This window comes from Sandaracinobacter sp. T42 (genome assembly GCF_059115405.1).
The window spans coordinates 1017066-1044048 of sequence record NZ_CM181101.1 but is presented as its reverse complement, the minus strand read 5'-3'; the positions used below and the strand labels follow the sequence as shown (position 1 = coordinate 1044048).

The 26983-nt window shown below is 68.2% G+C and carries 22 protein-coding genes; 13 read left to right on the top strand and 9 right to left on the bottom strand.

The window, feature by feature from the left end:
- Nucleotides 1–5: 5 nt before the first annotated feature.
- From ACW9TV_RS04955 to ACW9TV_RS04945, 3 genes are read right to left on the bottom strand one after another with little or no spacing between them, the layout of a single operon-like run.
- Nucleotides 6–2177 (bottom strand): RNA degradosome polyphosphate kinase, encoded by a 2172-nt coding sequence (locus ACW9TV_RS04955; RefSeq protein WP_494304743.1) that lies wholly within the window; start codon nt 2175–2177, stop codon nt 6–8.
- 48 nt (nt 2178–2225) lie between these two features.
- Nucleotides 2226–2861, bottom strand: coding sequence for an HdaA/DnaA family protein (locus tag ACW9TV_RS04950; RefSeq protein WP_494304742.1), 636 nt, complete (start codon nt 2859–2861; stop codon nt 2226–2228).
- On the bottom strand, nt 2858–4171 hold the full coding sequence (locus ACW9TV_RS04945) for a heavy-metal-associated domain-containing protein (RefSeq protein ID WP_494304741.1): 1314 nt from the start codon (nt 4169–4171) through the stop codon (nt 2858–2860). Before ACW9TV_RS04945 ends, ACW9TV_RS04950 begins: the two co-directional genes overlap by 4 nt.
- A 41-nt stretch (nt 4172–4212) precedes the next feature.
- Here ACW9TV_RS04945 and purM point away from each other — a divergent pair, with 41 nt between their 5' ends.
- The 3 genes from purM to ACW9TV_RS04930 all read left to right on the top strand — a co-directional run bounded on the left by purM (nt 4213) and on the right by ACW9TV_RS04930 (nt 7131).
- Nucleotides 4213–5313, top strand: coding sequence for a phosphoribosylformylglycinamidine cyclo-ligase (gene purM, locus ACW9TV_RS04940; protein ID WP_494304740.1), 1101 nt, complete (start codon nt 4213–4215; stop codon nt 5311–5313).
- Nucleotides 5306–5884 (top strand): phosphoribosylglycinamide formyltransferase, encoded by a 579-nt coding sequence (purN, locus tag ACW9TV_RS04935; protein ID WP_494304739.1) that lies wholly within the window; start codon nt 5306–5308, stop codon nt 5882–5884. Before purM ends, purN begins: the two co-directional genes overlap by 8 nt.
- 65 nt (nt 5885–5949) lie before the next feature.
- On the top strand, nt 5950–7131 hold the full coding sequence (locus tag ACW9TV_RS04930; protein WP_494304738.1) for a hypothetical protein: 1182 nt from the start codon (nt 5950–5952) through the stop codon (nt 7129–7131).
- Between the two features lie 46 nt (nt 7132–7177).
- Here ACW9TV_RS04930 and ACW9TV_RS04925 read toward each other — a convergent pair whose 3' ends face one another.
- A complete protein-coding gene (locus ACW9TV_RS04925; protein WP_494304737.1) occupies nt 7178–8503 on the bottom strand; it encodes an amidase in 1326 nt (441 codons plus the stop codon).
- Nucleotides 8504–8656: 153 nt separating this feature from the next.
- Here ACW9TV_RS04925 and ACW9TV_RS04920 point away from each other — a divergent pair, with 153 nt between their 5' ends.
- The gene (locus ACW9TV_RS04920) at nt 8657–9073 is read left to right on the top strand and encodes a hypothetical protein (protein ID WP_494304736.1); all 417 of its coding nucleotides are present in this window, start codon (nt 8657–8659) and stop codon (nt 9071–9073) included.
- A gap of 46 nt (nt 9074–9119) precedes the next feature.
- Here ACW9TV_RS04920 and ACW9TV_RS04915 read toward each other — a convergent pair whose 3' ends face one another.
- Both ACW9TV_RS04915 and ACW9TV_RS04910 read right to left on the bottom strand, forming a co-directional pair.
- The gene (locus ACW9TV_RS04915) at nt 9120–13358 is read right to left on the bottom strand and encodes a translocation/assembly module TamB domain-containing protein (RefSeq protein ID WP_494304735.1); all 4239 of its coding nucleotides are present in this window, start codon (nt 13356–13358) and stop codon (nt 9120–9122) included.
- Complete coding sequence (locus tag ACW9TV_RS04910; protein ID WP_494304734.1) at nt 13358–15379, bottom strand: autotransporter assembly complex protein TamA; 2022 nt, start codon at nt 15377–15379, stop codon at nt 13358–13360. Before ACW9TV_RS04910 ends, ACW9TV_RS04915 begins: the two co-directional genes overlap by 1 nt.
- Nucleotides 15380–15516: 137 nt before the next feature.
- Between ACW9TV_RS04910 and ACW9TV_RS04905 the strand changes: the two genes are divergently transcribed.
- The gene (locus ACW9TV_RS04905; protein ID WP_494304733.1) at nt 15517–15963 is read left to right on the top strand and encodes a peptidylprolyl isomerase; all 447 of its coding nucleotides are present in this window, start codon (nt 15517–15519) and stop codon (nt 15961–15963) included.
- A 45-nt stretch (nt 15964–16008) separates the two neighbouring features.
- Here the strand turns inward: ACW9TV_RS04905 and ACW9TV_RS04900 are convergent, their stop codons facing one another.
- From ACW9TV_RS04900 to mscL, 3 genes are read right to left on the bottom strand one after another with little or no spacing between them, the layout of a single operon-like run.
- The gene (locus ACW9TV_RS04900; RefSeq protein ID WP_494304732.1) at nt 16009–16449 is read right to left on the bottom strand and encodes an META domain-containing protein; all 441 of its coding nucleotides are present in this window, start codon (nt 16447–16449) and stop codon (nt 16009–16011) included.
- Nucleotides 16450–16480: 31 nt separating this feature from the next.
- Nucleotides 16481–17281, bottom strand: coding sequence for a bestrophin-like domain (locus ACW9TV_RS04895; protein ID WP_494304731.1), 801 nt, complete (start codon nt 17279–17281; stop codon nt 16481–16483).
- Between the two features lie 2 nt (nt 17282–17283).
- Entirely contained in the window at nt 17284–17712 is a 429-nt protein-coding gene (gene mscL / locus ACW9TV_RS04890) for a large conductance mechanosensitive channel protein MscL (RefSeq protein WP_494304730.1), read from the bottom strand.
- Between the two features lie 149 nt (nt 17713–17861).
- Between mscL and ACW9TV_RS04885 the strand changes: the two genes are divergently transcribed.
- The 8 genes from ACW9TV_RS04885 (at nt 17862) to ACW9TV_RS04850 (ending at nt 26980) form a co-directional block, all read left to right on the top strand.
- On the top strand, nt 17862–18446 hold the full coding sequence (locus tag ACW9TV_RS04885; protein WP_494304729.1) for a LemA family protein: 585 nt from the start codon (nt 17862–17864) through the stop codon (nt 18444–18446).
- 2 nt (nt 18447–18448) lie between these two features.
- Nucleotides 18449–19234, top strand: a complete 786-nt coding sequence (locus tag ACW9TV_RS04880) for a TPM domain-containing protein (RefSeq protein ID WP_494304728.1) — start codon at nt 18449–18451, stop codon at nt 19232–19234.
- A gap of 2 nt (nt 19235–19236) precedes the next feature.
- Nucleotides 19237–19902 carry a TPM domain-containing protein gene (locus ACW9TV_RS04875; protein WP_494304727.1) on the top strand — a complete coding sequence of 222 codons (666 nt, stop codon included), beginning with the start codon at nt 19237–19239 and terminating at the stop codon, nt 19900–19902.
- A 104-nt stretch (nt 19903–20006) separates the two neighbouring features.
- A complete protein-coding gene (locus tag ACW9TV_RS04870; protein WP_494304726.1) occupies nt 20007–20801 on the top strand; it encodes an SH3 domain-containing protein in 795 nt (264 codons plus the stop codon).
- 763 nt (nt 20802–21564) lie between these two features.
- Entirely contained in the window at nt 21565–22260 is a 696-nt protein-coding gene (locus tag ACW9TV_RS04865) for a transposase (protein ID WP_494304725.1), read from the top strand.
- A gap of 90 nt (nt 22261–22350) precedes the next feature.
- Nucleotides 22351–24030 carry an energy-dependent translational throttle protein EttA gene (ettA, locus tag ACW9TV_RS04860; protein WP_494304724.1) on the top strand — a complete coding sequence of 560 codons (1680 nt, stop codon included), beginning with the start codon at nt 22351–22353 and terminating at the stop codon, nt 24028–24030.
- Nucleotides 24031–24230: 200 nt separating this feature from the next.
- The gene (locus ACW9TV_RS04855) at nt 24231–26096 is read left to right on the top strand and encodes a sugar transferase (protein WP_494304723.1); all 1866 of its coding nucleotides are present in this window, start codon (nt 24231–24233) and stop codon (nt 26094–26096) included.
- 176 nt (nt 26097–26272) lie between these two features.
- Complete coding sequence (locus tag ACW9TV_RS04850) at nt 26273–26980, top strand: squalene/phytoene synthase family protein (protein WP_494304722.1); 708 nt, start codon at nt 26273–26275, stop codon at nt 26978–26980.
- Nucleotides 26981–26983: the final 3 nt, after the last annotated feature.

Below are 26983 nucleotides of genomic sequence, written 5' to 3'. Positions count from 1 at the left end.
GGTGGTCAGGGCTTCGTTCCGTCCGTTCCGTCCCCGACAAGAAGGCGTGGCGCGGTCCCGCCCCTCAGCGCCTGTCCGCGGCCGGACAGGCTGGGATTGGTCATGAAATAACGGTGCAGGTTGAAACTGGGCGTGCCCGGCGTCAGCCGCCGATAGCTGCCGTCGGCCTGCATCTCCCAGCTCTGCTCGTCATCCTTCAGGTTGGCGACCATCACCTGGTCCAACACCTGGGCATGGACGGTCGGGTTCAGGATGGGGATCAGCAATTCCACCCGCCGGTCGAAGTTGCGGGGCATCCAGTCGGCGCTGGTGATCCACACCTTCGCCTCGCGGCTGGGCAGCGGATGGCCATTGCCGAATGCGACAATCCGGCTGTGTTCAAGGAACCGCCCGATCACGGAACGCACGCGGATATTCTCGGACAGGTCCTTCACGCCGGGCCGCAGGCAGCAGATGCCGCGGATCACCATGTCCACCTGCACGCCCGCCTCGCTCGCCTCGTACAGCTTCTCGATGATGATGGGATCGACCAGGCTGTTCATCTTTACCCACACCGCCGCCGGGCGGCCTGCCCTTGCATGGGCGATTTCCGCGTCGATCCCTTCCATCAGGGTGGATCGCAGGTTCAGCGGGCTCATCGCCAGCCGCCGCAACCCCTGCGGCTCCACATAGCCGGTGATGTAGTTGAAAACCTGCGCGACATCCCGCGCCAGATCCCGGTCCGCCGTGAAGAAGCTGAGGTCGGTGTAGATGCGGGCGGTGACCGGGTGATAGTTGCCCGTGCCCAGATGGAGATAGGTGTTCAGCTCGCCGCCCTCGCGCCTGACCACCATCGAGGCCTTGGCGTGGGTCTTCCAGTCGATGAAGCCATAGACGACCTGCACACCCGCCCGCTCCAGCGCAGCCGCCCAGGTCAGATTCTGCTCCTCGTCGAACCGGGCCTTCAGCTCAACGATGGCGGTGACGGCCTTGCCGTTCTCTGCGGCGTCGATCAGCGCCCGCACGATCGGGCTGTTCTTGCCGGTGCGGTAGAGCGTCTGCTTGATCGCCACCACGTCCGGGTCGGCGGCGGCCTGGCGCAGGAAGGCCAGCACCACGTCGAAGCTTTCATACGGGTGGTGGACGACGATGTCCTTGGCGCGGATCGCGGCGAAACAGTCGCCCCCATGCTCGCGGATGCGCTCCGGAAAGCGCGGCGTATAGGGCTCGAACTTCAGATCGGGCCGGTCCTCGTCCACCAGCCCGGCAAGATCCGCGATGCCCAGGATGCCGTCAACCACCATCACGTCGCGGTCGTTCACCGCCAGCGCCTGCTTCACCGCCGTGCGCAGGCGGCGCGGGGTGTGCTCCTCGATCTTCAGCCGGATCACCTGCCCCCGCCGGCGGCGCTTGATCGCCGTCTGGTAGAAGCGCACCAGATCCTCGGCTTCTTCCTCGATCTCGATGTCGCTGTCGCGGATGATGCGGAAACTGCCCTGCCCCATGCGCTCGAAGCCGGGGAAGATCAGCCCGAAGAAGCGGGTCAGCACCTGCTCCATCGCCAGATAGCGCGCCGACCGGCCCGGCAGGCGCACGAAGCGCGGCAGCATCTGCGGCAGCATCAGCAGGGCGTTCAGACGTTCCCCGTCGGCCAGCCGCTTCATGTCGAACACCAGGCTGAAGCCCTTGTTCGGAATGAACGGGAAGGGATGCGCCGGATCGATCGCCTGCGGGGTCAGCACGGGGAAGATCTGATCCAGGAAATGGGCCTGCAGCCATTCGGCTTCCGCCGGCGCCAGCTCCTCATGATCGAGGATGGCGAAATCCGCCGAACGCAGCGCCTTGCGCAACACGCCGAAGACCCGCTGCTGCTCCGTCATCAGCCGTTCGGCCGCAACGGCGATCTCCGCCAGCTGCTGCGCCGGCGTCAGCCCGTCGGGCGACGGCGTTTCGATGCCCTCATCCACCTGCCCGCGCAGGCCCGCCACGCGCACCATGGTGAATTCATCGAAATTGTTGCCGGAAATGGAAAGGAACCGCAGCCGCTCCAGCAGCGGATGCGCGGGGTTCATCGCCTCCTCAAGGACCCGCGTGTTGAACGCCAGCCAGGAAAGTTCGCGGTTCAGATAACGGCCGGCGCCAAGCACCCGGTGCGGCTCGACGGGCTGGATCGGCAATGGTCGGTTCACGCTGGCCATCGCAAGGTCCTTAGCATTGCTGCGCCTGCGAAGCCATCACGGGCGGGGTTAACGATCGTCGAAGTCGAGATCGATGAAAACTTCCCGCGCCAGCGGGATCGAAACGGGCCGCTGCTGCGACAGCGCCGCCTTGTCCAGCGCATCGACGGTTCGCGCCACGCCTTCGAAACTTCGCTCGATCCGGGACAGGACATAACGGGTGACATCGGCCGGCACATCAACGCCCCTGTCGCGCCACTGCTTGCGGAACACCGCCTCCAGCAGGGCGTCGTCGGGGGCCCGGATCTGCACGCGCGGCGTGGCCGCCAGGCGGCTCTTCAGATCCGCCAGCGTCAGGTTCCAGTCAGCCGGCACGGAACGCGCCGTCATCAGCAGCGGCCGCCGCTCCTCCATCGCCGCGTTCCAGGCGTGGAACAGCGCCTCCTCGGATGCGGTGCGGTCGGCATCGTCCCACAGCCGGGCGTTGGCGCGGCGCGCAAAGATCGCGGCCAGATGGCTCTTGCCGCTGCCCGTGGGACCGATCAGCAGGGCCGCTGGAACCGGCCATGTGGACCATCCGTCCAGAAAGGCGACCGCCTCGCTGTTGGCGGTGGAAACGAAGAAGTCCTTCTGGCCCTGCGCAGCCCGCCAGCGCAGCGGCAGCACCATCTGCTCCTCATGCGGCTTCGGCGGCGCCCCCGTCATGCGCCACCTTGCGGGCCGGGCGATTCCTGCAGCTGCTCTTCCTGCACCTCGGGCGCCGGCGGCGGCAGCGCCGCCTCGCCGGCGCCGCGGCGCCTGAGAGAACCACTCTCCAGCCGCAGGCCGCGCGTGTCCAGCGCATAGCGCAGGTCCGACAGCGGCACCGAAGAGACGATCTCCAGCACCGATTCGCCACCCAGCACCAGGCTCTGCAGACGCACCCCCTCCACGCCGGGCGTTCCGGCGACCAGGGCCTGGATCGCCTGCAATGTCGCGTCGTCGGGGGTCGCCACGCGCACCCGGATGCCGCCGCTGCCCTCGAATCCGCCGCCGATCTCGGGGCCCGTGTCCTCCAGCGCGGTCGCCGGCACGTCGGGTTCGATCAGGCTGGGATCGGGCAGCAGGTTGCCGGCGCGCAGGGCTGCCACATACAGCTTGTCCGATTCGCGCACGGCTGTGTCCATCAGGCCAGCAACATCGCCGCTGCGGTTCGTCAGCCGCACCCGCCCGATTTCCCGCCCGGCGGGGCCGAAGCGCACCACCAGCAGGCCGGAAACCGGCCCGCCCTGCCAGCTGCGGTCCAGGATCAGTTCCGGCATCAGCACGTCCGCCACCTGGTAGCGGTCGATCAGCGCCCGCCACAGGAAGATGTGCCGCCGTTCCGCCTGCCAGGCGTTCAGCAGGATGGTATCGCCCGGAGTCGGCTGGATTCGCACATAATCGATCGGGCTTTCCCCGGCGCGCAGCCGCGCCCAGGCCGCAAGCCAGGGCGAAGCAGGTTCGTGCGCCATCCGGGTCGCCGCGTCCTGCAGCACCGGGATCACAAGGAACGGCGGCGACGAACTCAGCGCCGCGAACTTGCCCAGATAGGAAGACGCCCGCGCCCTGTCGAACACGATGGCCAGCCTTGCCACATAACGCGCCGGGCCGATCTGCTCGCGTTCCACCTCGATCGCGGAAATCATCGAATCGAGCGCGCTGTCAGGCAGGCGCGGCGCACTGGACGCCGTCTGCCCCGACATCCGGGCCCACAGGGCGGGCCAGGCCAGCCGCTGTGCCTCGCGCCAGCCATTCAGCCGCGCGTCAGACGGGCTCTTGCCGCCCACATCCACATCGATTCCGGAAACCACCAGACCGCCGCTTCCGCCGATCGCCGTCGGCACGTCCGGGTCGGCCGCGGCGGTCTTCGGCCGGGCGTCGGCCGCCTTCAGCCCCGCCTGCGCGGCCGCAGGCGCCGCAACCGCGAGCGCCAAAGCTGCCATTCCACCTGCGAACCCGCGCGAGAGCTTCATCTTGCCCTGCCTTTGGCGCATGCAGGGTGGGATTCCAAGGCCCAAGGCGCTAGAGCGCGCCAATGACCACGCCCGAACGCCCCGCAAAGCCTGCCACCTATGCAGAAGCCGGTGTCTCCATCGAAGCCGGCAACCAGTTGGTGAAGATGATCGCCCCGCTGGTGCGCGCCACCCGGCGCCCCGGCGCCGATGCCGAGATCGGCGGATTCGGCGGACTCTTCGACCTGAAGGCGGCCGGTTTCACGGATCCGCTGCTGGTCGCGGCGACCGACGGGGTCGGAACCAAGCTGAAGCTCGCCATCGAAACGGGCCGTCACGGCACCATCGGGCAGGATCTGGTCGCCATGTGCGTGAACGATCTGATCGTTCAGGGCGCCGAACCCCTGTTCTTCCTGGACTATTTCGCCACCGGCAAGCTGGAGACAGGCGTTGCCGAGGAAGTGGTCGCCGGCATCGCCCGCGCCTGCGCGCAGGCCGGCTGCGCGCTGATCGGCGGGGAAACTGCGGAAATGCCCGGCATGTATGCACCGGGCGACTATGATCTTGGCGGGTTCGCCGTGGGCGCGGTGGAGCGTGACGAACTTCTGACGGGGGATCGGGTCGCGGCCGGCGACGTGCTGCTGGGGATCGGATCGTCGGGCGCGCATTCCAACGGCTATTCGCTGCTGCGGCGGCTGGTGGAGGGCGCGGCACTGGACGCCCCTGCCCCCTTCGATCCCGAAACCCTGCTGATCGACGCCCTGCTTGCCCCCACCCGCCTGTATGTGAAGCCGCTGCTGCCCCTGCTGAAGGCGGGTCGAATCCATGCGCTTGCCCATATCACCGGCGGCGGCCTGCTCGAAAATGTGCCGCGCGTGCTGCCTGCCGGCACACGCGCCCTGATCGATGCCGCAAGCTGGCCGCTGCCCCCGCTGTTCGGCTGGCTCCAGCAGCAGGGCCGGATGGAGGCGGCCGAACTGGCCCGCACCTTCAACTGCGGAATCGGCATGATCCTGGCCGTTGCGCCTGCCGATGCGGTGGCGGTGGCGGACGCGCTGACGGGGGCGGGTGAAACCGTCTTCACCGTCGGCCGGATCGTGCCGGGCGCAAAGGGCTGCGAAGTTCGCGGCAGCGCGGGGCACTGGGGTCAGGCGGAAGGCTGGGTTGCCGCCCACGATGCCTAGGAAGCGGATCGCCGTGCTCCTGTCCGGGCGCGGCTCCAACATGCTGGCGCTCGCCAGGGCCGCGCAGGATCCCGCCTATCCCGGAGAGATCGTGCTTGTGCTGTCCAACCGTGCCGCCGCGCCGGGGCTGGAGGCCGCCCGGCAGCTCAGCCTGCCGACAGCGGTTGTCCCCGGCAAGTCTCACCCCGACCGGGAGGCGTTCGACGCGGCCGTCTCGGCCGAGCTGGAAGCGCACGGGGTGCAGGCGATCGCGCTTGCGGGCTTCATGCGGATCCTCTCGCCTGCCTTCGTGCGCCGCTGGGCGGGGCGGCTTGTGAACATCCACCCCTCGCTGCTGCCGCGCTATCCCGGGCTCGACACCCACGCCCGCGCGCTGGCGGCCGGCGACACCGAGGCAGGCTGCACCGTGCATCTGGTGACGGAAGAACTGGATGCCGGCCCCATCCTGGCGCAGGCGCGCGTGCCGGTCATGCCCGGCGACACGCCCGAAACGCTCGCCGCCCGCGTGCTGGAAGCGGAACACCGCCTCTATCCGCAGGCGTTCGCCGATTTCCTCGACCGGCTCGACTGACGGGTTGCAGCGCCTTCACCTTGACGCCAGACTGGCGCGGGGCAACCAGATCGGGAGGGCGGCTGATGAGAGGTCCGGCATTGTTTGCGGCAATGATGATGGCCGCACCGGCCAGTGCGCAGACCGGCGTGCCGGACGCCATCAAGGCGCGTGTGAACGAACTGGTCGCGCGCTGCGTGCAGGCAGGCGGAACGCTGGGCAGCATGACGGGCCAGGGCCGGTTCGTGATCCCGGCCGACTTCAGCGGCGACGGCCGCAGCGATTTCCTGGTTTCGGAAGGCAATGTGCCCTGTGCGGGCCGGCCCACCCTGTTCCGCGCGGATGGCAAATCCCGGCTGGAACTGTGGGTGGGCGACGGCGCAAATACCCGGCTGGCCTTCGCTGACCGGGTGATCGCCTACCGCGTGCTCGCCGGCAGTCCCGCGAAACTTCAGATCGCCAGATCCGGCCCGGCCTGCGGCGGGACGGCGCGCTGTGGCGACGAGATTCGATGGAATGCCGCCGCAGGCGGGTTCGAGGAAGTCCCGACAGACGGCCGCAGGATCGCGGCCCGTCCGGCGACAGGCGGCCAGACGGCTGCGGCGCCCGCTGCGGCCCCTGCAGCCCCTGCGGCCGGGGGGGCATCTGCCCCGGCGGCGGCCATTCCACGCGTGGCGGCCGATGCACAGGCGCGGTTCAAGGCCGCCTGCCGCAAGCGGCTGCTCGCCGAAAAGCCGGCAAAGACAGACTGGATCGATCCCGCCTGCGCAGATGAATGGGGCCGCGTCGTCGCAAGCCAGACGATCGCGGAAGCCCTGCTGCAGGCGGTGCCGGGCGGGGCGGGCGCCGCGCCCGCCCTGGCCGAACTGCGCCAGCGCATGGCAGGCGTCCGCTGGGCGCCCCGGCCCGAAAAGGGGCAGCTCGCGTCAGGCCGGCTCGGCGGTTACACGATGGGGATCGAAGGTGGCGCCCGGCCCGAAAAGGTCGGCGTCGGCTGGTCCCAGGTGGGGGAGATGATCCCGCTGAACATCCCGGAAGCGTTCGCCGCGCGCGGCGCGAAGCTCACACTCACCCGTTGCGAGAAGATGGGCGTGGGCGAAGGGGAACGCAGCTGGTCTGTCGCGTTTACGGGGCGCGCCCCCTTCGATCTCACGGTCTATGAACGGACGGCGCCCACCGGCAATGCCTGGAGCCACTACAACGCCACCGTGCGGGTGGACGGCGCGCCGTCACCGCGCGGGCCGACGAACTGCGAGCCGTTCTGGTAGGCGGCCACCGGCTGCGGTTCAGGAACAGGCGGCCGGTGGCCGCTGTCTAAGTATAGGCGGCCGGTGGCCGCTGGGCATTCAACGCCGTTTCAAGCCGCTGCCCCAGCGACAGCAGCGCAGCCTCCCCACCCTCGCGCCCGATCAGCTGCACGCCAATCGGCAGGCCGTCCGATGTCCACCCGGCGGGCAGAACCAGCGCGGGAAGCCCCGCGAAGCTGGCGAGCGAGGTGAAGTCGGCAAGGGTCGCCGGCCCTTGCGTGCCATGCGGGAAGGCGGCCTGTGGCGTGGCCGGCAGCAGGATCGCATCCGCCAGCCGCAACAGCCCGCGAATCTCCATGGTCGCAATGCCGATCGCCTTCTGGCCCTGCGCCCGTGCGGTCCGGTCGATCCCGGCCGCGAATTGCAGATAACCAAGGAAGGCTTCGGAAAAGCCCGAAGGATCGCGGTCCGCCAGGGCCCCGAAATGCGCCCGCGCACCGGCCGACGCTTCAAGGAACCCCGCCAGACGCAGGCGATCGAAGTCGAGCGGCGCGCTGCGGCTCCGAACCTCGATCCCCAGCCCCTCCAGCAGCGAAGCCGCCAGCCTGACGGCCGCATCGACCGCCGGATCCGTCGCCGCGCCGCGCCAGCCGGTCAGGGTGGCGACCCGCGCGACGGGCGCGGCCGGGGCGCCGTCGGCCAGCACATCGAACAGCGCGGCGCAATCCGCCACGGATCGGGCGAGCGGGCCAATCACGTCCCATTCCGGCACCAGCGGCATCAGGCCGTCTGCCGGCACGCGGCCGGGGCCCGGCTTCAGCCCGGCGATTCCGCAATAGCTGGCCGGAATGCGGATGGATCCCAGCGTGTCCGTTCCCAGCGCCGCCGTGCAAAGCCCGGCCGCGACAGCCGCGGCCGAGCCGCCCGAAGATCCGCCCGGCGTGTAGCCGGCGCGATACGGATTCTGGGTCCGGCCATAAAAGGGATTGTCCGTCGTCGCGCCCAGCGCGCCTTCGTGCAGGTTGGTCAGGCCGATCAGGATCGCGCCCGCCGCCCGCAGGCGGCCGACAACCGCGGCGTCCCTGTCCGCGCGTCGGTCGTGCAAGGCCCCGGTCCCGGCCGCGACCGGCCAGCCCGCCACGTCGATATTCCCCTTGATGGCGATGGGAACGCCTTCCAGCGGCCGCGCCGTTCCGGCCTCGAACCGGGCAGCGCTCGCCAGGGCGGCCGCCCGCGCGCCTGCCGCGTCCACGAAGGTAAAGGCCCCAAGCGCCCCGTCGAACCGCTCGATCCGCGCCAGATGATGGTCGATCGCCGCCACCACGCTGACCTGCCCGGCCGCACAGGCCGCGCGCAGGGCTTTCACCCCCAGTCTGTGAAGTCCGGCCGCCAACCTCGCTCTCCGCCTGCATCCCTGCCCCTTCGTGCGGGTCCGAAGGATGCCCGGTCAAGACATCAGATGGAGAGGGATGGTTGCGCGGATGTCAGGCTCGGTTCATACGCACTGGTGTTTCCTTGAACAGACATCCCACGGAAAGGACGATCGATGCGCTGGATCCTCGCACTTGCCCTTGCGGCTGCGCCGCTTGCCGCAAGCCCGGCTGCCGCGCAGGATTCCGGCTACCGGTCCCGCACGGTGGTGGTATTCGGAAACGATCCCTGCCCGAAGGCCGACAATCCCGATGAAATCATCGTCTGCGCCCGCCGGCCAGAGGAAGAGCGCTACCGAATCCCCAAGGACCTGCGGGAGGCTGAGAAGGCCGCCCAGATCGCGCGCGAAGACCAGGTTGCCGCCAACCGCGCGGCCATCGTCAGCGGCCGCACGGCGGCCACTGGCATCGGCAGCTGCTCGGCGGCCGGCGCTGGTGGCATCACCGGCTGCACCCAGGGGCTGAATGTGGTCGGCGCCGCGAAGACCGTCGTCGAAGGCGTGAAGAAGGCAACCGAACCCGTCGACGACTGATGCAGGCAGCGCCCGGCTTCCCGGCCGGGCTGCTGTGGCCGCCTGCCTATCGCTCCCGCTGATACCTCAGGTTCACGCTGGAATTCCCCAGCGAACTGACTTCCAGCAACACGCTCCAGATCCGGCTCAGCGTCAGCTGCACCGTTGTCAGCGTATTGCCCTGGCTGTCCGTCAGCACCTCGACATAGATGTTCCGCGTCAGCCGCTTGCCGATGGCGATGCCGGTTCCCATGCCGGTCTGCGCGTTGTCGCCCACCAGCCGCAGCCGGTCCACCCCGACGGACCGGCGGATCTTGCCCATCGTGTCCACGCCGGATTGCAGGCCCGCGATGGCGGTCGCCAGCTGAACAGCCTCCGTCACGCTCAGGTCGGCGACAGACGAGCCGAACAGCAGCCGCGACAGGATCTCGTCCTCCGGCAGCGAGGGGGAAGAACTGAAGCGGATGTCCGGCTTGCCCGCCGTCCCGCTGATCGTCACGAACGCCGTCACTTCCTCGGCCTGGGTCTGTGCCTGGATGTTCAGCGAACTGTCCAGTGGGCTCCCGTTGAAGCCGACCCGGCCGCTCGTCAGGTCGAAGGTGCTGCCGGCAAAGCTGAACTCGCCGCGCACCAGCGTGGCCGTGCCGATGAACTGGGGCGCCGCCGCCGTGCCGCGCACACGGATATCGCCGCGCCAGGTGCTTTCCAGCCCCATGCCTTCCACCAGCACCCGGTCGTCGGCGCGCACCCGCACATCCAGCGCGATGTCCGAGATCCGCAACGAAGGCTCAGGCTCGGGCAGCCGCACCTCGCCCGCGCGCCGCACCTGAAGCTGGGGAATTTCGCTGGTTTCAACCTGCACCAGCTGCACCCGCGCCGTGTCGACCGTCAGATCCCCCGACAGCGTCACCTTGCGCCCCTCGCCCGAAAGCCGCAGCGGGCCCGACAGGGTGAATTCCAGCGTATCGGAATTGGCAAGTCTGGCCCGGCTCAGGTCGGCCCTCAGATCGACCTGCTGTTCCAGACCGAACCGCACGAAACCCGAACCGGCAATGGTGCCGCCGTTCGCCCGGCCCGTGATGCTGTTCAGCTTCAGCACGCTGCCGCCGAACTGGCCGTCGAAGGCAAGATCCACGATCTCGGTGCCGAAGGCGGCGTTGCGATAGACCAGCCCGGTGCCCCGGGCGATGCCCGTCAGAACCGGATCCGCCGGCGTTCCCGACACATCGGCCCCGATGGCGACCGAGCCCTTCAGCTCCTGCCCCTCCAGCCCGGCCAGCGCCCACAAGGGCTCGACCGGGCCATTATAGCGGATTCCGCCGGAAAGCCGCCCCTGTTCGAACCGTTCCTGAGGGGTTTCGCCCGGGCCGGGATCGACCCGAAGGACCAGCCGGCCAAGATCATTGTTCTGCCAGGACATCTTCGCGCCCAGCAGCAGCCCGGAACCATCCGAGGTGGCGGACAGGCGCACATCGATGGGGATGGAAATGCCGGTCACACCCGCGCGCTGCAGGCCGACGATCGTCAGATTCGCCTCGCCTGAGGGAATGCGCGATTTCGCATTGCCCCGGAACAGGATCTGGCCGTTCGCCTTGCCGCCGAACCCCCAGCGGTCCGACACCAGATCCAGGATCGACAGGTCCACATCCTTCAGCGCAACCCGGATCTCCCGCTCGTCGCCGAACCGGCCTTCCATATCCACCTGGCCGCGCGGCAGGATCAGCCGGGCGGGCATCAGCCGCCAGCCGCCGTCCCCCCGAACCAGTCGCGCCGGCCGGTCCAGCTTCATCGGCAGGCTGCCCACCCGTCCGTCCAGGAAGAACAGATAACCGTCGGCGACGGACTGCACCCGGCCGCCTGCCTTGAAGGGCTGGCCATCGCCGGTGCGGCCGCTGGCGTTCACGGTGGCGACCCCGCTCTGCCCCTTCAGATTGGCGGCGCCGTTCAGCTCGGTCAGAACCAGCGTTCCCCGCCGGACGCCCGTTGCCGTGAAGCTGCCCCGGATCTCCGGCCTGTCGGGAACAAGCAGGATGGTCGCGCGCGCCGCGCCCTTTCCGATGGCGATCGGCTCCACCAGCGGGATCCGGGCGTTCAGGGCGCGCGCCGCCATGTCCACCTGCTGGATCGCCCCGCTGGCCGAAAGGTCGAATGTCGCGTCGAGACCCTGGCCGTCCACCGTCAGCCTGCCGGCAAACGGCCCCGCCGGTGTCTGCTCCATCCGCCCGCGCGCTTCCAGCCCGCCGATGGCGGCCCGTTCGAGATCGATGCGCAGCGGCCGGCCCTCACCGAAGCCGATCACCGCGCGACCATCCATGGGGCCCTGCGGGCTGTCGCCGCGCGCGGTCACCTGGAACCCGCCGGGCGCGGGCACGATATCCGCCACGAATCCGGTCACGCCGAAGCCAAAGCCGGGGTTCGGCATCGACAGCGTCGCGCGCGGCGCGGCGGAGGTGCCGGCCGCCGTCAGCGTGAAGGGGCCATAGGCGCGGCTGCGCCCTGCGGCATCCAGCCGGAAGCGGCCGGTGGCCGGATCATAGCCGGCCTTCGCGCCCGCAACGCTGAGGTTGGGGCTGTTCAGCGCCGCGTTGCTGACGGCGATCGTGCCGTCCGCCGCCAGTGCGAACCCGCCGCGCACGGCCGGCAGACCGCCCAGAAAATTCTTCACCGATGCATTGTCCAGCCCCAGCGCCCGGGCATCGAACCGGCCGGAAACCGATGGCCGCGCCGCACCCGCCGGACGCAGGATGTCAGCCGAAATCTGCGCCGAGACAGGCCCCAGGTTCGGAACCTGGATCCGCGCGACATTGGCGTTCACCTGTGCCGAGGCCCGGCCGTCGGCCGCAAGCGCGCCGCTGCCGCTGGCGCTGAGCCGGGTCGTCTGCAACTGAACGCCCGTCGCCGACAGGCCGCCATTGGCGAACGCCAGCGTGCCCGACAGACGCGGCGCGTCCAGCAGCGCCGCCGTTTCCGGCGGCAGGCCCACAAGACGCACCGCGCGCGCGGTGAAGGGCATCTGCATCGGCCGCGTATCCGTCGCCCGCCGCAACCCGCCTTCCGCCACAAGCCCATCCGCCCCGATCGGCCCGTCTTCGCCCGCGAACCGCACGGATGCGGCTGTCGCGCGCCACTGGATGTCCGGGTCGGCAAGGGGGCCGTCCGCTGTCAGCGTCGCGGTGATCCCCTGCCCGGAAAGCGCGGGCGACACCGCCTGCGGCTGCTTCAGCGAAAGCGCCAGCCTTGCACCGTCCAGCAGATTGTCGGTCGTGTCGATGCGCCCGCCGCCCTGTAGCGCCAGTGCGTCCGATGTCGCCGCCAGCTTCAGGTCCAGCCAGTCACCGTCGCGGCTGGCGATCGCGTCCAGGGTGATCGCGGGCGCCGCCAGCGCCGCGATCGGCGATCCGGCCGGCAACAGGGGTTGCGGGGTCAGCCGGCCGCTGGCGCGGAACCGGCCGTCGTCCGCCGAAAGGGACAGATCGGCCAGTGGGGCCGCTGCCTCGCCCTCGCCGATCCGGGCCTCCAGTTCGCCGCGCCAGCGGCTCCAGCTGCCATTGCCGGTCGCCGTCAGCACCAGCGGCTTGTCCAGCCCCGCCGCCGTCGCCACCAGTCCGCCCGAAGGCGCGCGCAGATCCGCCTCCAGCTCGAACCGGTCCCTGTCGGGTTCGGCATCCAGCAGCAGCAGCAGCCTGTCACCGGCGGTGGCGCGGGCCTGCATGTCCAGCAGCACCCGGCCAGCGCGAATATCGGCCCGTCCCGTCGCCGCCAGTTCCTCCCGACGGCCCAGCAATGGCTCTTCCAGCACGACCTTGGGAAAATCGAACCGGCCCAGCCGCACGTCGATGTCGGGCAGGATCGGCTCGTCGGGGTCGCGCGGATTGATGCGCCACATGCGCAGGATGCGCACCTCCGGCACGTCCAGGCGGTTGATGGAGACCACGCGGCGGATCAGCGTGACCGGCTCCCAGTCCACCTTCGCCAACGGGATAACCGCAAGCGGGCCGTCCAGATCCTTCACCACCACGTCGACCAGCTCGAAGCGCGACAGCAGCGACCCGTCGATCCGACCGACATCATAGCGGATGCCCGATTCGGGCTGCAGGCCCGAAACGCGATGCGCCACGAACGCCCGGCCGGCCGGGGTTTCCGCCAGCCACCACAGCCCCAGCGGAACGGTGGCGGCGGCCGCCAGCGTCAGCAGCAGCAGGGCGCCCAGCAGCCAGGCCCACCAGCTGCGCGGGGCGGGCGCATCGAACGGGTCGTCGCCTGCCTGCGCCGGCGGCATCGCCTCGCTGTCGGGCAGGCCCGGCATCAGAAGGCCTGACCGATCGAGATATACAGCGCGAACGGCGGATCCAGCGGGCTGCGGTTCAGGGCGCGCGCCACGTCGATGCGGATCGGGCCGAAGCTGGTGAAATAGCGCGCGCCAAGGCCGGCGCCGAAGCGCATGTCGCTGAAGCTGGGCCCCACCCCCGGGTTGACCGATCCGGCGTCCACGAAGCCGACGACACCGAAATCGCCGAATCGGTGCCGCACTTCCACGCTGGATTCGAACAGCCCGCGCCCGCCGACAGGGCGCCCGTTCACCCCCAGCGAGCCGACGGACTGATAGTCATAGCCGCGAACCGAACCGCCGCCGCCGGCATAGAGGCGCCTTGTGGGGGCGATGCTGAACAGGTCGGCCCCCACGATGGCCCCGGCGCGCGCCCGGCCCGCCAGCACCGTGCTGTCGGCCACGCTCTGATAGGCGGTTCCTTCCAGGAACGTCCGCGCATAGGTCTCGATCTGCGCCCCCTCCCGAGAGATTTCGGGGCTTATGTCGACCCGCAACCGATATCCGGATGCCGGGTCCAGCAGGTCGTTCGACCGGTCATAACCGATCCACACCGGCAGGCTCGCGAACAGGAAATCGCGCCGCCGGGCGTCCGGATCCACAATCTTCGTAATCCCCTTGCCCCGCTCGCGGGAGAAGCCGAGCCCAAGGGCTGCGTGCCAGGTCCAGCGCTTCTGCCAGATCGGGGTGGAAGCCCGGCCGATGCCGGCGCCGACCACGAATTGCTGCGCGGAATAGGCGGCGGGATCCAGGTTCGCCACCTCAGCGGACAGCTCGAAACTGCGGTCGCGCTGACCAAAGTTGCTTTTCAGCAGTTCGGCCGATGCCCGCTGCTCCTCCGTCCCCAGCACCACCCGGGTGGTCAGCATGCCCTCGGGCGGATGGAAATTGCGATGCCGCCAGCTGCCCTCCAGCCGGAAGCCCTCCTCGGTCGCATAGCCGATCTGCCCGGTCAGCATGCGCAGCGGCCCCCGGTTGCCCTGCACCTGCATCTCCGCCACGGCGCGCCCCTCGGCATCGCGCACGCCGGTGTCCACAGCCTTCACGGTGACGCCGCCGAACTGCTGGGTCGCGATCAGCGCGCGGCGGAAATCGTCGACAAGCCGGGCGTCATAGGGCTGACCGGGCTTGAACCGGGCGATCACCCGGGCATGCGCCTCGTCGAACGGGCTGTAGCCGGTCAGCCGGATGTCACCGAACACGCCTTCGGGGCCAGTCTGGCCCGTCAGCAGATAGGTGCCCGTCGGCGCGTCGGCATCCAGCACCACGTCGCGCACGCCGATCTCCGCAAACGGATAGCCGCTGCTGTTCAGCTTCAGCAACAAGGCCCCTTCCGCTTCCTCCACGGCTGCGGCGCGGATCGGATCGCCCACCCGCAGCCCGAACCCCTCGGCCAGATGCGGCCGGTCCTCGGGGATCAGATCCAGCACGATCTGCCGCCAGCTGTAACGGGTGCCCGGCACCACGATCAGCCGGATCGCCGCCTGGCCCGCCGTTTCGAAGTCGCTCGCCACCTCGACGGTCGCGCTGTACCAGCCCTCGGAGAAGAGCAGCCGCTCCATCAGCAGCTTGTCGGCGTTCGCGCGCGATGCAAGCTGGGCGGCCGTCGCGGGCCGGTTCTGGCCGCGATACAGGGCGGACAGGCGGCGGAAGCTCGAATCCAGGCCGGTTTCCGCCAGCCCCTCCACCGTCACGCGATAGCGGACGCCGTCCTCATGCACGGTCTTGAAGATGAAATCCGTGCGCGGCGCGGGATCGAAGGTGGCAAGCGGCGGCAGCGGAACCATCAGCGCAGGATCGATGGGTTCGGCAGGCGGCAGCACGATCGGCCGGGCGGTCTCCGGCGGTGCGCCCTCGTCCATTTCGGGAATCGGCGGCAGCGGGGCGAACAGGTCGTCATCCGCGGGCGCCTGCTGGGCCAGCGCAGGCGCGGCCACGGCCAGAAACCCCGCCACAACGGCGGGGACACCCCGTGCAGCAGGCAGGCGGCGCGATCTCACGCACAAAGACAAAGACGGGTCTTGAAGCAAAGGCAAGGGGTTCGGCCCGGAATCTCCGGCAGATTGCGACGGGCGGGGCTGGCGGGCGGGCGCGGGCGCAGCTAGGCAGCGCCCGACCTCAGAGGAAAGGATTGACCATGGCCGATACGCTGAAGCTCACCACCGAAACCGGCGAGGTGACCATCCGGCTGCGCCCGGATCTGGCTCCGAATCATGTGGCGCGCATCGTGGAACTGGCAGACAGCGGCTTCTACGACGGCATCGTCTTCCACCGCGTGATCCCCGGCTTCATGGCCCAGGCCGGCTGCCCGCACGGGCGCGGCACCGGCGGCTCCAGCCTGCCCGATCTGAAGCAGGAATTCTCCGCCGAACCGCATGTGCGCGGCACCTGCTCCATGGCGCGAACGTCCAACCCGGACAGCGCCAACAGCCAGTTCTTCATCTGCTTCGACGACGCCCGCTTCCTGGACCGCCAATACACGGTGTGGGGCGAAGTGATCGAAGGGATGGATCATATCGACGCGCTGCCCAAGGGCGAGCCGCCGCGCGCGCCCGGCAAGATCGTGTCGATGCGCAGCGCCTGATGGCTGGCCGGCGGCGCCCGAAGGGCGGGCGCCGCCGGCCGCTTCTCAACGCTTCGCCTTGATCGTCCGCCCGTCAGCCGTGGACAGCGTCAGAACGCCGTCGGCCACGGAATAGGCCTTCACGTCGCCCAGCGTCTTCAACAACAGGCCTTCCTGCTGCATCAGCGGATCGGGGCAAGCCATCATCGTCGAGGCCATCTGGGAAAATTCCAGCTTCAGCCCGTCCGCCGAAACAGTGTAGCCTCCCATGAAGCGGTTGCAGCTGCCAGCCCCGAACACGCGGCCGTCCTCGAAATTGATGGTCGGCTTCGAGCCGGGGGTGATTGGCGCGCCCCCGATCTCGAAGATGCCCCATTCCGGGCCCTGAAGTGCGGCGCCACCCGTGGGGGCCGGCGCGGCCGGCTTCGTTTCCGGCGTTCCGGAAGAAGCGCAGCCCGTCATCGTGGCGAGGGCGAGCCCGGCGGCGGCGAGTATCTGTAGGCGCATGTCTGTCTCCTGCTCATGCTCATGTCATTGATCATTGCGGCCTTGTCAGCCGGGTTTCGTGCAGCTGCCGTTCCAGATCCAGCAGCGGCGTCATCGGCGTCAGGATCGTGCCGGAACGCGGCCTGTTCAGATCCGCGATCAGCAGAAGAACCAGGGTCAGCAACAGGATCAGCTCGGTCGAGGCCATGAAATGCACCCCGACGCTGCGCTCGCCGACATAGCCGATCAGCACAAGGCTCGCGATGGGAAACAGGATCAGCAGCACCACCAGCGTCCCCGGCAGCCGGTTGCCCAGCGCCGCGTCACGGTTGGTTGCGGCATCGAACATCTCGTTCGCGCTTTCCACCAAAAGGATGCGCACGGCGGTATCCGGCACGCGCGGGCCCACCTCCATCATGTGGCGCCACATGCGGGCGGCGGCCTTGCCGGTCTGTTCCCGCGCGGCGGCGACAGCGTCGGCGGTTTCCCCGTGCGCGCCCACGGTGATCCGCGCCGTCAGATAGCGGTCCAGCTCGTCCAGCGTTGTCGCACGCAGATCGGCAGGCATCAGGTCCGTGCGGTACAGGAAGGTGCCGATCGCATTGGCTTCGTCCACGGTCGCCGTCCGCCGGTTGTCATAGCGGGCGACCGCCATCGAAACGGTAAAGCCCAGCAGCAGAGCCAGCAGCCCCAACGACGAGGAGACGATGAGGCCGGGATCCTTGCTGTCGTCCGGCGCGGTCCGGCTGCGAAGCCAGCGTCCGGCCAGCGCCGCCAGCCAGAACAGGGCGAACAGCATGATCCCCATCAGCCACAGCGGCATGGCTTCCAGGGTGGTGATCAGCACGCCCATCGCTACTTCTTCAGGCTGTCACGGATCTCCCGCAGCAGCAGCACATCCTCGGGCGTTTCCGGGGCGGGTGCGGCAGGCGCGGCCTTCTCGAAGAAGCGGTTGGCATGCTTCACGATCAGGAACACCGCGAAGGCCAGGATCAGGAAATTGATGATCGCCGTCAGGAAGGCGCCATAGCCCAGCATGGGAACGCCAGCGGCCTTCAGCGCGGCATAGTCCACCGCCTTGCCCTGAAGTTCGGCCGGTATAGGCCCCAGCCGCAGATAATTTTCGGTGAAATCCGCGCTGCCCGTCACCAGAGACAGCAGCGGCATGATCACATCTTCCGTCAGCGACTTCACAATGGTGCCGAAGGCGCCCCCGATGATCACGCCGACGGCCAGATCGAGCACATTGCCCCGGGCGATAAAGGCCTTGAATTCGTTGAGCATGCCGCACCCCTCTTGCGTTTCCGCGCTTACTGAACCCAGCTGCCGCGCAAGCGCAAGCGGAAACCGCCGGGCGGAAATCCGTCTCTTGACGCCGGCGGCCGTTCCGGGGCTAACTCCCGCCGGAATTATCGTTCCGGGGGTTCATCATCATGCGCATCGTCCGTCTCGGCCTGCCTCTCGTCGCCGCCCTTTCGCTCAGCGCCTGCGGCATCAACACCATCCCCACGAAAGAGGAAGGCGTGAACGCCGCCTGGGGCGAGGTGGAGAATCAGTATCAGCGCCGGGCGGATCTGATCCCCAACCTGGTCGCAACCGTTCAGGGCTATGCCAAGCAGGAACAGGACGTGCTGGTGGGCGTGACCGAAGCGCGCGCCAAGGCCACCTCCATCCAGCTCAACGCGCAGGATCTCTCCGATCCGGCCAAGGTCGCCGCCTTCAGCCAGGCGCAGGATGGCCTGTCCTCCGCGCTGTCGCGCCTGATGGTCGTGGTGGAAAAATATCCCGAGCTGAAGTCGGACCAGAACTTCCTCGCCCTGCAATCGCAACTGGAAGGCACGGAAAACCGCATTTCGGTCGCCCGGCGCGACTATAACGAGGCGGTGCGCCAGTATAATGTGGAAATTCGCACCTTCCCCTCGATCATCGCCGCCAAGACCATCTATGGCGCCACCCCGAAGGAGCCGTTCAAGGCCACCGCCGCGAACGCCGAACAAGCGCCGCAAGTGAAGTTCTGACCATGCGGCGCCTGCTGGCGCTGATGCTGCTGCTCCTCGCCGCGCCGCTTGCGGCGCAGGAGTTTCCGGCCCTGACCGGCCGCGTGGTGGACGCCGCGAACATCCTCCCGCCCGAGGTGGAGGCTGAAATCACCGCCCGCTCCGAAGCGATCGAGAAGCAGACGACCGCCCAGCTGGTGGTGGCGACGGTGCCCAGCCTCCAGGGCTACGAGATCGAGGATTACGGCTACCGCCTCGGCCGCCACTGGGGCATCGGCCAGAAGCGCACGGCCGGCAAGGACGGAGCCGCCACCGGCGACAACGGCGTCATCCTGCTCGTCGCCCCCAACGAACGGCGGGTGCGGATCGAGGTGGGCTACGGCCTCGAACCGATCCTCACGGACGCGCTGTCCTCGGTGATCATCCAGCGCGCCATCCTGCCCGAATTCAAGGCCGGCAACATGCCCGCGGGCGTGCTGGCCGGGTTCGACACCATCGCGAAGCAGGTGGAACTGCCCGCGGACGAAGCCGCGCAGAATGTCGCCAACGCCGAACGGCAGGCGGCAAGCGGCGACGAAGGCTTTCCCTTCGGCCTCATCCTCTTCCTCATCATCCTCGCCATCTGGATGATCATGGCCTCCCGCCGCTCGAAAGGCGGGCGGCGCGCCCGGCGCGGCGGCCCGATCGTCATCTGGGGCCCCGGCATGGGCGGCGGCTGGGGCGGCGGTGGCGGCGGCTGGGGCGGCGGCGGCGGCTTCGGCGGCGGCGGTGGCGGCTTCGGCGGCGGGGGGGCCAGCGGCGGATGGTGACCATGACCCAGCCGGATGAAGCGCGCATCGCAGCCGCCATCGAAGCGGCCGAGGCGCACAGTTCGGGCGAGATCGTCTGCACCCTCTCCACCGAACGGCACCGCTATGTGGAATGGGTGCTGGCGCTGGCGGCCGCCTTCGCCTTCCTGGTCCCGCTCGTTGCCACCTTGGCAGGCTTCGGCCCCGGCGCATGGGCCGCGCTCGCCGGCATCTGGCAGGCCGAGCCACTGACGGACGTGCAGACGGTTGAGATCTATGCCCTCGTGCAGGTCTGCCTGCTGATCCTCGCCACGCTGGCGCTCTGGTGGTCCCCGCTGGCCCAGCGCTACGCCCCGCTCTCCATGCGGCGCGAGCGCGTCCATGAAATCGCCCTGAAGCAGTTCCTCACCCGCGGCATCCACCTCACGCAGGACCGCACCGGCGTCCTCCTCCACGTCTCGCTGGAAGACCATGTGGTGGAGGTGATCGCAGACGAGGAAATCTACCGCCGCGTGCCGGACGAGCATTGGGGCGAAACCGCCGCCGCCTTGCTGGCCGGCATCCGCCGGGGCGACATCGCGCAAGGCTTCGTGGACGCGATTGGTCTGGCCGGCGGCGTGCTGGCCACCCACTTCCCCCCAAGAGACGACAACCCGGACGAACTGCCGAACCGCCTGCTCCGCGTCTGAAACGGCCCTGGTTCTGGCAGTTGGTCGCATCGGCCATCGGTTCGCCTTGTCCAGGCTCGATTTCTCTCCTAGGTCGCCAAAGATCAAGGAGAAGCAATGTGATGATGCGATTTTCGACTGTTGCGCTGGCGATGTCACTTGGAATGGCGATGCCGGCCGCCGCCCAGCAGACGCAAACCGTAAAGGCCACGTCAGGCCTGAACATCCGCAGCGGTCCGGGCACGGGGCATCCGGTGATCGGCTGGGTGCCGCAGCATCAGCTGTTCCAGGTTTTCGGCTGCACCAATCCCGTCACCTGGTGCCAGACTGTGTTCAACAACCGGCATGGCTGGGTTTCGGCCAACCATCTGAGCCCAAGGCCGACCGTGGTCGCGGCGGTTCCGCCAGCCCCGGTCCCGCCGGTGGCGCCAGCCCCGGTGCCGCCCGCCTCCGGGCTTTCGCATCCTGATTTCCCGCTGATCGGCCCCGGCTTCCGCAACGATGGCGATCTGTGCCGCCGCACCGGGGAAAGCGCCTTCACCGGCCAGTTCATGGGCAGCTCGGGCGTTCTGGTCGCCTGCCCGCCCGGCACCGATCCGCGGCTGTTCGCCTTCGAAACCGGCGGGAAGGAAGTCGCGCGCCGCGATGGCTGGATTCTGTTCACCGTCCCGCCCCAGCAGGCCGCCCAGGCGCCGGTTCCCCCGGCCGGAATCAACCTGTTCGGGCCGGGCTTCCGCAACCCGGACGATCTGTGCCGCCGGGCCGGCGAAAGCGACTTCACCAACCCGTTCCTCGGTGCGGGCAGCGATCTCGTCGCCTGCCCGCCCGGAACAGACCCGAATCTGTTCGCCTTCGAAACCGGCGGCCGCGAAGTGGCGCGGCGCGATGGCTGGATTCTATTCACCGTCCCCCGCCGCTGAGCGCGCCTCTTTCACGGACAGCAGTGACGCTCTCCCGAGAGCGTCACTGTGTACAATAGCAAGTCCGGTAAATCCGGATACGGGGGCCGCCGCCGCTTCCTCCGCGCTGCTGCTGCCCCGGCCCGCACGGGCACGCCCGCGCACAAGCCGCGCGCTGCCGTTCGAACCGCAGGCCCCTATGCGCTAAGGGCCTCCCCAACTCCTGACACACAGATTCCAAGGACACCGTGGCCCGGAATTCCGGGGACAGCGAATTCTGGGGACAGTATACTCAATTTCTAGAATTGGGCTCTCAATCACCTAGGGGTTTGTCCAAGTGAATGACATCGCGCAGCGCATCGGAAAACATCCCGGCCACCCTCCTATGGCGTCCATCGTAATTAAGTATACTGTCCCCGGAATTCCAGGCGCAAGGCGGTCCATGGCCAGCCCGGGGCCGATGCGCTAACAGCACGCCATGGATCTCATCAAAATGCTGCGCTCGTTCGAGGAATTCCTATTCGAGCTGTTGTCATGGATCATCTATTATCCGCTGACTCTCTGGCGGGTCATCACACGCCCGCTTCAGACAGTCAGCTACTCCGACGAGGAGCAGCAGGAATTCCGGGGACAGTATACTAATTGGACACGGGAATTCCGGGGACAGTATACTAATTGGACACGGGAATTCCGGGGACAGTATACTAATTAGGCAAATGACACGGGAATTCCGGGGACAGTATACTAATTAGGCAAATCGTTTCCGCTCTGCCAATCCACCCAGATGGCCAGACTCGCCCGCATCGTTCTCCCGCATGTTCCGCATCATGTCACCCAGCGCGGCAATCGCCGGCTTCCGGTCTTTTTCACGGATCAGGATCGCTCGCTCTATCTGCAGCTTCTCGCGCAATCCTGCCGCGAAGCCGGCGTTTCCTGCCTCGGCTGGTGCCTGATGGACAATCACGTCCACCTGGTCCTCCTCCCACGGGATCAGGATGGTTTGCGCGCCGCCCTGGCGGAATCGCATCGGCGCTACACGCGCCACATCAACTTCCGCGAAGGCTGGCGCGGACACCTGTTCCAGTCCCGCTTCGCCAGCTACCCGATGAGCGGCGCGCACCTGCTGGCCGCCATCCGTTACGTGGAAAACAACCCCGTCGCCGCAGGCATGGTGGAGCGCGCCGAAGACTGGAAATGGTCCAGCGCCCGCAGCCATATGGCTGGCAGGCGCGTCGACGACGACCCGCTCACCGACATCACCGGGTTATCCCGGGCGGTGCGCAACTGGCGTTCGATGCTGAAGCGCGGCTGGAACGCCGCCGAACTGGACGACGAGGGCGAGGCTCTGGCCGACACGATCGAAGCCCGCCTGAGAACGGGGCGCCCACTTGGCCCTCAGGAATGGGTTGCCGATATGGAAAAACAGGCAGGCAGGCCGCTGGCCCCGCAAAGGCGCGGGCCAAAGCCGAAATCACGATAGCGGCCTGCGGCACAGCACCCGTTTGAACCCTGCCCGCCGATGCGCTAAGGGCCTCCCCGACTTCCCGAACACCCGCCCCAAAGGACCACCGTGGCCCAGCAATATTCCTATGTGATGAAGGGTCTCACCAAGACCTTCCCCGGCGTCGCCAAGCCGATCCTCAACAACATCAACCTGCAATTCTATCCGGATGCCAAGATCGCCATCATCGGCATCAACGGCTCGGGCAAGTCCACGCTGATGAAGATTATGGCGGGGATCGACACGGAATTCCAGGGCGAGGCCTGGCCCGGCGAAGGCGTGCGCGTCGGCTATCTCGCGCAGGAGCCGCAGCTGGATCCCAACAAGACGGTGCTGGAAAATGTGAAGGACGGCGTGCGTCCCATCGCCGACATGATCGACCGCTTCAACGCCATCTCGGCGGAAATGGGCGATCCGAAGGACGACACCGATTTCGACAAGCTGATGGAGGAAATGGGCACCCTCCAGGAAAAGATCGACGCGGTCGACGGCTGGACGCTCGACAACCAGCTGGAAATCGCCATGGACGCGCTGCGCTGCCCGCCGGGTGACTGGTCGGTCGAAAATCTGTCGGGCGGGGAAAAGCGCCGCATCGCGCTGTGCCGCCTGCTGCTGGAAAAGCCCAACATCCTGCTGCTGGACGAACCCACCAACCACCTCGACGCCGAATCCGTCAGCTGGCTGGAACAGCATCTGAAGGAATACAAGGGCAACGTCATCCTCGTCACCCACGACCGCTACTTCCTCGACAATGTCGTGAACTGGGTGCTGGAACTCTATTACGGGCAGGGCATCCCCTTCGAAGGCAATTATTCCGCCTGGCTCGAAGCCAAGGCCAAGCGCATGGCGCAGGAAGAGCGCGAGAGCGAAAGCCGCACCAAGGCGATCAACCAGGAACTGGAATGGATCCGCTCCAGCCCGAAGGCGCGGCAGACCAAGTCCAAGGCCCGGATCAAGGCCTTCGACGAACTGGTGGCGAAGCAGGAAGCCCAGCGCAGCTCGGACCGGCAGATCCTGATCCGCAACCCGGAACGGCTGGGCAGCACGGTGATCGAAGCGACGGGCCTCTCCAAGGCCTATGGCGACAAGCTGCTGTTCGAGGACCTGTCCTTCACCCTGCCGCCCGGCGGCATCGTCGGCGTGATCGGCCCGAACGGCGCGGGCAAAACCACGCTGTTCCGCATGATCACCGGCCAGGAACAGCCCGACAGCGGCAGCATCAAGATCGGTGAGACGGTGCACCTCGGCTATGTGGACCAGTCGCGTGACGCGCTCGACCCGAACAAGACCGTGTGGGAAGAAGTCTCGGGCGGGAACGAACGCTTCAGCTTCGGCAAGCAGGAAGTGTCCAGCCGCGCCTATGTCGGCGCCTTCGGCTTCAAGGGCACGGATCAGCAGAAGAAGGTGGGCCAGCTTTCGGGCGGGGAACGCAACCGCGTCCACATGGCCAAGATGCTGAAGGAGGGCGGCAACGTCCTGCTGCTCGACGAACCCACCAACGACCTCGACGTGGAAACGCTGCGCGCACTGGAAGAAGCGCTGGAGAATTTCGCCGGCTGCGCCGTGGTGATCAGCCACGACCGCTTCTTCCTCGATCGCCTCGCCACCCACATCCTCGCGTTCGAGGGCGACAGCCATGTCGAATGGTTCGAGGGCAATTTCGAAATGTACGAGGCCGACAAGCTGCGCCGTCTCGGCCCCGCCGCCGAACGCCCGCACCGGCTGCAATACAAGCGCCTGACGCGCTGACCGGCGCGGCCGCAGCCCTGCGAGGGGCTGCGGCCCGCCCCGCCGACTAACCCCTAAGAACAAATGCGCAGCCCAGCGCTTTGTGCGATCACTCGACGCATATCGAGGGGTCTGGCATGCGGGGTCGGAGCGCGCCTTATTCTGCCGAAGGATCGGCCCGGCCGCGCTGTTGCGGCGGCTGAGCCATGCACGGCAATCAAATGCGAAGGCAGCTGTCGCAACAGGTGAAGGCTGTGCTTGATCGCGTCGCCGCGGCCCTGCTGCTCGTCCTGCTGTCTCCGCTGATGCTGCTGGTCGCGGCCGCCGTCTGGTGGCACCTTGGCGAACCGGTCCTGTTCCGGCAGGTGCGGCCCGGCCTTCATGGCCGCCCCTTCACCATCCTGAAATTCCGCACCATGACCGCAATGGACGGCGCAGCTGCCGGCGCCGATGATGCCGCGCGCCTGACCGGTCTCGGGCGCTTCCTGCGCGCCACCAGCCTCGACGAACTGCCAACTCTGGTGAACGTCCTCAAGGGCGAGATGAGCCTCGTGGGGCCGCGGCCGCTCCTCGTCGAATATCTCGCTCTCTACACCGCCCGCCAGGCGCGCCGCCACGAGGTGAAGCCCGGCATCACCGGTCTTGCGCAGGTGAATGGCCGCAACGAACTGAAGTGGGAACGCCGTTTCCGCTACGATGTCTGGTATATCGACCACTGGTCGTTGTGGCTGGATCTGAAGATCCTGTTCCTCACCATCGTCCGCGTGGTCACGCAGGATGGAATCTCCGCCGAAGGGCATCCGACCATGCCTGCATTCCAGGGCAGCCGGATCGGCGCGGTGCCGGTCATGCCGGGGCCCCGCAAGGCCCCGGCGATCCTGCGCCTGTCCTTCCGCGCTTCGGCCGCCGCCACCCTCGCGACGGCGGCCGTTGCCGCCTTCGTGGCGCTGATCGATCCGTACGGCATCACCGGGTTCGTCCGGATACCGGGCTTCAACGATGAAAAGACCCATCGCGTCGACAACGGTGGCCGCGTCGCTCGCTCGATCGCGCTGTGGCGGTCCGATCATGATCTGGTGATCCTGGGCGGCACCCGCACCTGGGCCGGGATCGATCCGCAATCACCCGTCCTCGCCCGGCGCGATGCCTACAACGCCGCCCTGCGCGATGCCACGGCGCCCGAACTGGTGGCGGTCGGCCGCTTCCTGCTGGACGAGACTCCGCCGCGCCGCGTCGTCATCGGGATCAGCTTCTCCATGTTCGAGGCCGACCGCGCGCATGTGGGCGATTTCGAGCGATCCGGCTTCGACGGCGACCGGATGCCGCTGGTGCTGCTCCGCTCGCTCGTCGGCCCCGAAGCCGTCACGGCTTCTCTGAAGACCCTGAAGGCCAACCTGTCCGGCGCACGGAGCTGCGACCATGAAACCGGCCTGCACCAGTGCCCCCCGGGCGAGGCGGCGCCCGTGCGCAACTTCAACGAAGCGCTGGTGCGCAGCTATCTGGTCGCGCCCTGGCACTACGCCGATTTCGATTATGATCCGCGCCGGGTCGAACAGCTCGGCCGGCTTGCACGCGACCTGGCGGCGGCTGGTGTTCAGGTCGATATTTTCACCGCCCCCGTGCACGCCCACCAGATGGAGGCGGTCCGCGCCGCCGGCCTCTACCCCGTCCATGAACGCTGGCTCACGGATCTGACGCTGGCGATCGCGGATGCCAATGAACATCCGGACAGCCTTGCCCCGATCCGGCTGTGGGATTTCACCGGCTACTCCTCCATCACCACCGAGCGGGTGCCGGCCGGCCAGACCGATGGCCGGATGCGCTGGTACCGGAATTCGTCGATCTTCACGCCGCAACTCGGCGAAGTCGTGATGCGGCGCATCCTGGCCGACGATCCGGGCGGGCATCCCGATTTCGGCGTCCGGCTGGAACCGGCGAACCTGGGGCTGGTGCTGATGGCGAAACGGCAGGGGCGGGCCCGGTATGCGGCCGCCCATCCCACAGAAGTGGCACAGATCCAGGCACTCGCCCGCCTCTCGCGGGATCGTGCGCGCACGGCCGGGATCGCCCTGTCGTCCGGCAACTGATTCGGCGCTGTTCGCCGCCCGGGCAGGCGGCTAGACTCCGCACCATGCCGACCCGTTCACCGGGTCGCCCCGGTCGTTCACAACGGAAAGCTTGTAATGCCCACAGCCCCGCAGACTGTCGTCAATACGCAGGACAGGTGCGCGGCCTGCGCATGCGCCGGCAGGATGCGGGCCGCTTGAACGACACGGAAAGCCTGCTTGCGGATCTGAAGGCCCGCGACCGCGAACGCTATCTGTCCATCCTGTGGGCGCCGGCCGCAGCGCGTCCGGCGCTGATCGCCATCCATGCCTATGATCTCGAACAGATGCGGGTGGTGGCCGACGCGCGCGAACCGATGCTCGCCGAAATCCGCCTCGCCTGGTGGCGGGAACAGCTGGAGCTTCTCTCGGCCGGCCGGCTCGCGCCGCCCCAGCCGCTGCTGCGCGCGCTCCGGCAGGAGGCCCGCCCGCGCGGGGTCGATCTGGGCGCACTGTCGCAGATCGAGGATGCATTCCTCCCCCTGTTGACGGAAGGCGCGCTCGATCCGCTCGCGATGGCCGAAGGTCGCGGCCGCCCCCTGTTCCAGGCGCTGGCGACCGCCTGCCTCGGCCGGCCGCTCTCCACCGGCCAGGCCGACTCCGCCGCCCGCGCCGGCACGCGCTGGGCGCTGGCGCAGCTGTGGCGCGGTGGATGGGGTCAGGCCGATGCCCGCCTGTCCAGCCTGATACCGCCCGATTTCCCCCCGGCGCCGGAAGATCCCCTGCCGCTGCCGCTTCTGCAGCTTGATCGTCTGGCCGCAGACGACTGGAAGCGACTCGAAGCCGGAAAACCGCTCGCCAGACGGGCGGGTACAGGCCGCCTGTGGCGCATGGCGCTGGCCGCATTCCGGCATCGCGCATCGTAAATC

Bases quoted from the DNA above. Each gene is read 5' to 3' on its own strand.
- purN (WP_494304739.1), top strand. From the start codon at position 5,306: ATGCCTAGGAAGCGGATCGCCGTGCTCCTGTCCGGGCGCGGCTCCAAC.
- ACW9TV_RS04915 (WP_494304735.1), bottom strand. From the start codon at position 13,358: ATGCCGGGCCTGCCCGACAGCGAGGCGATGCCGCCGGCGCAGGCAGGC.
- ACW9TV_RS04930 (WP_494304738.1), top strand. From the start codon at position 5,950: ATGAGAGGTCCGGCATTGTTTGCGGCAATGATGATGGCCGCACCGGCC.
- ACW9TV_RS04880 (WP_494304728.1), top strand. From the start codon at position 18,449: ATGCGGCGCCTGCTGGCGCTGATGCTGCTGCTCCTCGCCGCGCCGCTT.
- ACW9TV_RS04865 (WP_494304725.1), top strand. From the start codon at position 21,565: ATGGCCAGACTCGCCCGCATCGTTCTCCCGCATGTTCCGCATCATGTC.
- ACW9TV_RS04905 (WP_494304733.1), top strand. From the start codon at position 15,517: ATGGCCGATACGCTGAAGCTCACCACCGAAACCGGCGAGGTGACCATC.
- mscL (WP_494304730.1), bottom strand. From the start codon at position 17,712: ATGCTCAACGAATTCAAGGCCTTTATCGCCCGGGGCAATGTGCTCGAT.
- ACW9TV_RS04895 (WP_494304731.1), bottom strand. From the start codon at position 17,281: ATGGGCGTGCTGATCACCACCCTGGAAGCCATGCCGCTGTGGCTGATG.
- ACW9TV_RS04900 (WP_494304732.1), bottom strand. From the start codon at position 16,449: ATGCGCCTACAGATACTCGCCGCCGCCGGGCTCGCCCTCGCCACGATG.
- ACW9TV_RS04920 (WP_494304736.1), top strand. From the start codon at position 8,657: ATGCGCTGGATCCTCGCACTTGCCCTTGCGGCTGCGCCGCTTGCCGCA.
- purM (WP_494304740.1), top strand. From the start codon at position 4,213: ATGACCACGCCCGAACGCCCCGCAAAGCCTGCCACCTATGCAGAAGCC.
- ACW9TV_RS04945 (WP_494304741.1), bottom strand. From the start codon at position 4,171: ATGCGCCAAAGGCAGGGCAAGATGAAGCTCTCGCGCGGGTTCGCAGGT.
- ACW9TV_RS04955 (WP_494304743.1), bottom strand. From the start codon at position 2,177: ATGGCCAGCGTGAACCGACCATTGCCGATCCAGCCCGTCGAGCCGCAC.
- ACW9TV_RS04885 (WP_494304729.1), top strand. From the start codon at position 17,862: ATGCGCATCGTCCGTCTCGGCCTGCCTCTCGTCGCCGCCCTTTCGCTC.
- ACW9TV_RS04950 (WP_494304742.1), bottom strand. From the start codon at position 2,861: ATGACGGGGGCGCCGCCGAAGCCGCATGAGGAGCAGATGGTGCTGCCG.
- ACW9TV_RS04875 (WP_494304727.1), top strand. From the start codon at position 19,237: ATGACCCAGCCGGATGAAGCGCGCATCGCAGCCGCCATCGAAGCGGCC.
- ACW9TV_RS04855 (WP_494304723.1), top strand. From the start codon at position 24,231: ATGCGAAGGCAGCTGTCGCAACAGGTGAAGGCTGTGCTTGATCGCGTC.
- ACW9TV_RS04870 (WP_494304726.1), top strand. From the start codon at position 20,007: ATGCGATTTTCGACTGTTGCGCTGGCGATGTCACTTGGAATGGCGATG.